The 6,305-nt window shown below is 57.4% G+C and carries 6 protein-coding genes and 1 pseudogene; all 7 read left to right on the top strand.

Features of this window, described 5'->3' with window-relative positions; translation table 11 throughout:
* On the top strand, positions 1–816 hold an 816-nt coding region (locus HNP48_RS35015; RefSeq protein WP_184866292.1), incomplete at its 5' end, for a hypothetical protein.
* A 17-nt stretch (positions 817–833) separates the two neighbouring features.
* On the top strand, positions 834–1,118 hold the full coding sequence (locus HNP48_RS35020) for a hypothetical protein (RefSeq protein WP_184866294.1): 285 nt from the start codon (positions 834–836) through the stop codon (positions 1,116–1,118).
* 436 nt (positions 1,119–1,554) lie between these two features.
* Entirely contained in the window at positions 1,555–1,881 is a 327-nt protein-coding gene (locus HNP48_RS35025) for a hypothetical protein (RefSeq protein WP_184866296.1), read from the top strand.
* Entirely contained in the window at positions 1,878–2,258 is a 381-nt protein-coding gene (locus tag HNP48_RS35030; RefSeq protein ID WP_184866298.1) for a hypothetical protein, read from the top strand. The genes HNP48_RS35025 and HNP48_RS35030 overlap by 4 nt, the downstream gene beginning before the upstream one ends.
* A 17-nt stretch (positions 2,259–2,275) precedes the next feature.
* On the top strand, positions 2,276–2,548 hold the full coding sequence (locus HNP48_RS35035; RefSeq protein WP_184866300.1) for a hypothetical protein: 273 nt from the start codon (positions 2,276–2,278) through the stop codon (positions 2,546–2,548).
* Positions 2,549–2,737: 189 nt separating this feature from the next.
* A complete protein-coding gene (locus tag HNP48_RS35040) occupies positions 2,738–4,060 on the top strand; it encodes a hypothetical protein (protein WP_184866302.1) in 1,323 nt (440 codons plus the stop codon).
* Between the two features lie 128 nt (positions 4,061–4,188).
* A pseudogene (locus HNP48_RS35045) lies at positions 4,189–6,305 on the top strand (hypothetical protein); the annotation flags it as partial.

Below are 6,305 nucleotides of genomic sequence, written 5' to 3' on the forward strand. Positions count from 1 at the left end.
GCGCTGATGCCGAACAACTCGGTGCAGGGGTGGCTGGCTCGGGTGCGCGCATCGCTGAAGGACGTGCTTGGCAAGCTGACGGGCAATCCGCAGGCGTTTGATGGGCAGGATTTGGTGGACTTGGCGTTTGGCATTGCGCAGTTGGAGCGCTCAGCCTCGGCCCCGCCACAGAACGGTCTTGAGCGGCCCAACGGCAGCGCACCTCCCGCCCCGTACCTTCCCATCCAGATGAGCCGCGGGGCAGGCAAGGACGGTGCGGGGACGGCGAAGGAGAAAGGCCCGCTGGGGTCGGAGAACAATCCGCGTCCGGTTCCGCTCACAGACTTCAAGGTTCGAATAACTACGGACAACGACCCAAGTAACGCCATTACGATGCTCGTGGACGGAGAGGATGTTGTTTTTGCCGGTATCGAAATAACTGATGACGGCCCCATTCTAAGCATTGAAAAAACGGTGCTAAAAAAGTCATCAAAAGAGTATGTAAGAATCGACGCCCATGGAGTGACAGAGGCGATGCTGAAAGCAGCGATTTCTTATTACATTGAAACGAAGGGGGCCCCTCCGGCTGGATTGCCGGGGAGTTTGGCAGATGATAATCGTATAAATTTTCAAAAAGAATTCGACAAACATCGTGAAAGCAATCACAATGGGACAGCGGATGATTGGGCGCAGGCTGCGATCAGGGACATATCGTTCGGCAAAGCCAGGCAGAAGCTGGGGTATGGGGTTTTTGAAATAGAATTGCTGGGCTCTATCAATGTCGGCGACTTGAAGAATGTGCCCAAGAAAATAAATATTATTGCAAGACAATATTGATTTCTTAAGGAGTTGCCATGGCGGGTTTGGGTGAAGAAAATTTGGAGATGTTGAGGCATCTTCTTGGGAGAGATGTTTCCCATGAATGGGGAAGTTGCCGTGATTACATGGATGTGTACAACCTGCACATCGATGATTTGCGCGAGCTCGTTCAAAAGAATGCGGGTCTTTATGCTGAAAAATATATCATGCATCTTCTCGGAAAGGGGGGGCTTCGGAATGCGAAATCATTTAGATATTTTGTTGTAAAAGAGAATGAAAATATTGATGATTGGCTGAAAGATAGTTACCAGGAAGGGTGAGGTAGGTTTCTGCGAAAACTATAAGGAGACCTGGAAACCCCATTCGCCAGACATCGTGCAAGAGATCACCCCACGAGCTGGTGCACAAGCATGGCAAGGCGGTGCTAGGCCAAGCAAGGTGGAGGCAACTGCACGAGGTGATTGGCAGCTGGGCGAACAGGCCCGAGGGGAGCCTGGAGCGGCGGGTCCACGACGAGGCCGCAGCACGCGTGCAGGCTTCGCGGCCAACTAGAGCGGATGAGACCAGCTACAACAGCGAAGAACTGTTCCCCAATGCCGTGCAGGTGGCGATGGAACTGGGGGGGGGTGCAGCCTACGGCGCTGATGCCGGCCAACTCGGTGCAGGGCTGGCTGGCGCGGGTGCGCGCATCGCTGAAGGACGTGCAGCAAGCTGACGGGCAATCCGCAGGCTTTTGATGGCCAGGGTTTGGTGGACTTGGCGTTTGGCATTGCGCAGTTGGAGCGCTCAGCCTCGGCCCCGCCGCAGAACGGTCTTGAACGTCCCAACGGCAGCGCACCTTCCGCCCCGTACCGCCCCATCCAGATGAGCCGCGGGGCGGGAGTGGACAACGCAGGTGCAGCACCGGAGAAAGGTCCGCTGGGAACAGAGACAAATCCTCGGCCAATCCCGTTCAAAGAAGAAGACCTCAAGGTCCGGATGTCAAAAGACAACCCCTATGACGACGACATTGCTTTGCTTGTGGGTGAAGAGTATGTTGGCTTCGCCAACATAGAAGATGATGAAAAAATGGACCTTCCTTGAACATTTCAAAAACAGCGAGAATAGAATCATCCGGAGAATTCTTGATAATTGATGCCCACGGAGTGACAGAGGCAATGTTGAGAAGATTGATTTCTTACTACATCGAAACAAAAGGGCATCCCCCGGTTGGATTGCCAGGCAAGCTGGCCGGCAGCAATCTCAGAAATTTCCAAAAAGAATTCGACAAGCATCGCAAAAACAATCAAAATGGGACAAAGGATGATTGGGCACAGTTCGCGATAAGGGACATATCGTTCGGCAAAGCTAGGCAGAAGCTGGGATATGGAATTTTTGAAATAACGCTAAAGGACCCGATTGATGTCGATGAACTGAAAGACGTGCCCAGCAAATTGAATATTATTGCGAGGCCAAAATGATTACCAAAGGAGTTACCATGGCGGGTTTGCGCGATTCCACTCTGAAAGCACTGGAGCGTGATTTGGGAAGAGATGTTTCGCAGGAAGAAGGAAGCTGCAGTAGTTACAGGGAGGTGTACGATCTCCACATTAATGATGTGCGAAAACTTGCTCCTTTGGATGCGGATAGATACATCAGGTATCTTCTTGGAGGTTCGAGCATTGGAAACGCCAAGCTCTTTGCCTATTTTGTCGCCAAGGAGGGCATGGATATTGACCATTGGATGGAGAATTATTACGAGAAGGAATGAAGTAACTTTGTGCGACTTTTAAATCGCCGGAAGTGGTTAATGCGTTGGCTCCGGCGCGCAGGCCCAGTCATCCTCCCTGCCAAGCCAGCAGTTCGGCCGTAGCTCGCCAAATCAGAACTCCAGGGCCTGCCCTCCAAGCCCGCCACCGTTCAATCGGTGCGCGCTGCGGTTGCCAGGCTCACCAACAGCATGGGCCTGCTGGCCCACGGCCTCGGCCGCGTGGTGGTGGCCACCTCGGCCGACATCCAGGCGCATTGGGAGCCCTTGGTCGGAAAGGTGGACATGGGCTCGCAGGACACAGGTCTGGCCCAAGGGTTCTTCGACCCCAACATCGACACCGTCTTCCTCATTGCCGACCACATAGAAGCTGGCCAGGAGATGGCCGTGGCCGCCCACGAGCTGGTGCACAAGCATGGCAAGGCGGTGCTGGGCGAAGCAAGGTGGAGGCAACTGCACGGGGTGATCGGCAGTTGGGCGAACAGGCCTGAGGGGAGTCTTGAACGGCGGGTCTACGACGAGGCCATGGCACGCGTGCAGGCTTCGCGGCCAGACAGCGCAGATGCTGCCGCCTACAGCAGCGAAGAACTGTTTCCCTATGCCGTGCAGGTGGCGATGGAGCTGGGCGTGCAGCCTACGGCGCTGATGCCGAACAACTCGGTGCAGGGGTGGCTGGCGCGGGTGCGGGCATCGCTGAAGGACGTGCTTGGCAAGCTGACGGGCAATCCGCAGGCTTTTGATGGGCAGGATTTGGTGGATCTGGCGTTCGCGGTGGCGCAGCGGGAAACTTCGAGATATCCCTTCACCGCCTCGAACACCGCGGTGAGGAGGGCAATTACCGGGACAAATACCACCAGCAATGCCGAAGTTGCAGTTCTCCAATTCAGCCGCTCACCTGGGACAAAGGCTGCATTTGAAGCGCGTATTGATGCGTTATTCGCTGGAGACAAGCCGAGGGGCATTCATCGGGGCGAACAAGCCGCAGTCGTACTTGATCGGTCCGACATGTTGGAATTCCTTGAGATCACCAACGGTCCAGTCTATCTAGACGAAGCTGCAGTAGGCAAGCCAGATCGTGGCTTACCGCGAGGCTCGCCCCCAAAGCATTCCAACATGACCGCCGAGCAATGGAAGAACGTACCGCAATGGCTGGAGACTCCGGCCGCAGTTTTCGATTCCGACACGGTAACCGGTGATTTGGTGCTGATAGCGCCAGAGCTTGTTGACGGGGCGATAGTCATGATGACCATCAATCCCAAAGCTCAGGGAAACAGGCCGGGAGTGACCGTCGGTTTGCTGACCAATGCTTACGACAAGGACGGTGGTCCGCCCCCGGTGGGCAAATGGGCTCGCGAAGGGAAAGCTTGGTATGTCGACAAAAAAGCGCTCCCGGATGTCCTGCGAAGGGTCGGAGTCCAATCCTCCGATGCTTTTCAAAACAAGCCGGGAACACGACGAATTTTAACTGACAAGCAGTTCGGTGGGTGGAAAAAGGAGAACCGTTCGGACTTATAAAAGTACCACTCCTCTAGCCTACAGGTGAGCGCCGAGCCCTCACAGCGAGCAACAATAAAGTCTTTCAATGTTGCGATGAGCCAAACTGCTTGAAATGCCGGGATGAGCCCCCGGGAATAGGCCAATTGATGGCAACGGTCGCCACCTCGGCCGACATCCAGGCGCATTGGGAGCCGCTGATCGGTGACGTCGATATGGGCTCGCCGGATTCGGGCTTGCCACAAGGTTTCTACAACCCCCGCAGCAAGACCGTCTTCATCATCGCCGGCCACATCGAAGCCGGCCAGGAGATGGCCGTGGCCGCGCACGAGCTGGTGCACAAGCATGGCAAGGCGGTGCTGGGCGAAGCGAGGTGGAGGCAACTGCACGAGGTAATTGGCAGTTGGGCGAACAGGCCCGAGGGGAGCCTGGAGCGGCAGGTCTACGACGAGGCCGCAGCGCGCGTGCAGGCTTCGCGGCCAGACAACGCAGATGCTGCTGCCTACAGCAGCGAAGAACTGTTTCCCTATGCCGTGCAAGTGGCCATGGAGCTGGGAGTGCAGCCTACGGCGCTGATGCCGAACAACTCGGTGCAGGGCTGGCTGGCGCGGGTGCGGGCATCGCTGAAGGACGTGCTTGGCAAGCTGACGGGCAATCCGCAGGCTTTTGATGGGCAGGATTTGGTGGATCTGGCGTTCGCGGTGGCGCAGCGGGAAGGTGCTGAGCGCGCACAAGACACCAACTCGCGCTTTCATGAAGGCAGCCAGCGAACAGGTCTGCTGTTCAGCCGCGCGCTGAATCAGTACATGCGCGAAGCCGCAACCTTTGGTGAAGCACGAGCTGCAGCCAAGGAATTCCAGGGGCGGCCACTGACCAACGCATTGACGGGTTTACAGGCCCATGTATCGCGCAACTCGCTCGACAAGATGCTCAGCAGCAAGGCCGTAGAGAAATTGGTCAGCGCCCGGGCACAGTCATTCGCGGTTGCGAACCTGGACAAGCTCTATCAAGCAGCAGCGTATGGATGGAGCAAATCCGACAGGGATGCCAACAGCAACATCAAAGCGATCCACCGATTTTTTGTGCCCATGGCACTGAATGGCCGCCTGCTGATCGCCAAGCTCACGGTGAAGGAGACAGTGGATGAAAACCACGCCAATCCCCTCTATACCGTAGAGACGGTGGATTTCAACGAAAAATCCCCCGCAGCTCAATGGGTGGACGCATCTGCCAAAGCCGACGGCATTGACCTGACTTCCATCCGCTCTGCGGGGGACGTTCTGAGTCTAGCGCAGGAAGTCGAGCGACGCAATGCGAGTGGGGATGCTGCCGGTGATGCGACGCCTCGGTTCAGCACACGCAGCAATGGCCAGGGTCCAGGCCTATCGCTTGAACAGGTGCAGCAACTTGTGCAACAAGCTCTTTCGGGGCTCCGCAATCCGCCACCAGTCGACATCGTGGGGCGGAGCGAAGAGGCTTGGATCGGGGCGCCGAAAGGTGTAATGGGCGCGGCCCTGCCAGAAGAGGGCCGGATCGTGATCGTCGCTTCGGCTCACCTGAACGCCGACGCGGTGCTCGAGACGCTTTTCCATGAAATGTTCCATTTGGGAGTGCGCAATGTATTGCCGCGCCGCGATTATGTGCAGTCCATGCTGGACTTGGCAAAAAGCGACAGACGGGTGCAGCAATACGCGATTGAATGGAAGGCGAAAGCGCCGGATGCGCCGCATCAACTGCGCGTGTTGCGTGAGAGGGGCTTCGCCGGAACCGAGCTGACAGCCCAATACGAGGCCCTTGCCATCGAAGAGGGTTTGGCCGTGGTGGCCCAAGAGCTTCGCGCCCAGAAGCTGGCGGGCACCCGTCTGGGCATGCGCATCCGAAAGCTTGCCAACTGGCTGGCCAGCGTGGCGGACCGCATGGGCCTGGGGCGGCTGGCCGCTTCGATCCGAGCAATGAGCTACAACGAGGCTGAGCGCTTCGTGATGCGCGCCATCGACCAGGCGGGGGCAGTTGGCACGAAAACTTCGCACACCGGGCAGACGCGGTTCAGCACCCGCAGCGCGCAAGATCCATCGACCGGCCTTCAAACTGATGACACGAATGATGGCACGCAGCCGATCCACTCCATGCGCGTGGAGATGCAGCGCGACGGCACGCTGATGGTCCAGGGAGACCCCGTACAGCTGCAGGAGCGCCTGCGCCAAGGTGGTGTGGACAGTGTGCTGCGGCGCGAGAGGGGCGTGCTCGTCGGGCTCGATCAGGTGGG

Origin of the sequence: Acidovorax soli (genome assembly GCF_014207955.1) — a bacterium.
Classification (GTDB): domain Bacteria; phylum Pseudomonadota; class Gammaproteobacteria; order Burkholderiales; family Burkholderiaceae_C; genus Acidovorax; species Acidovorax soli_A.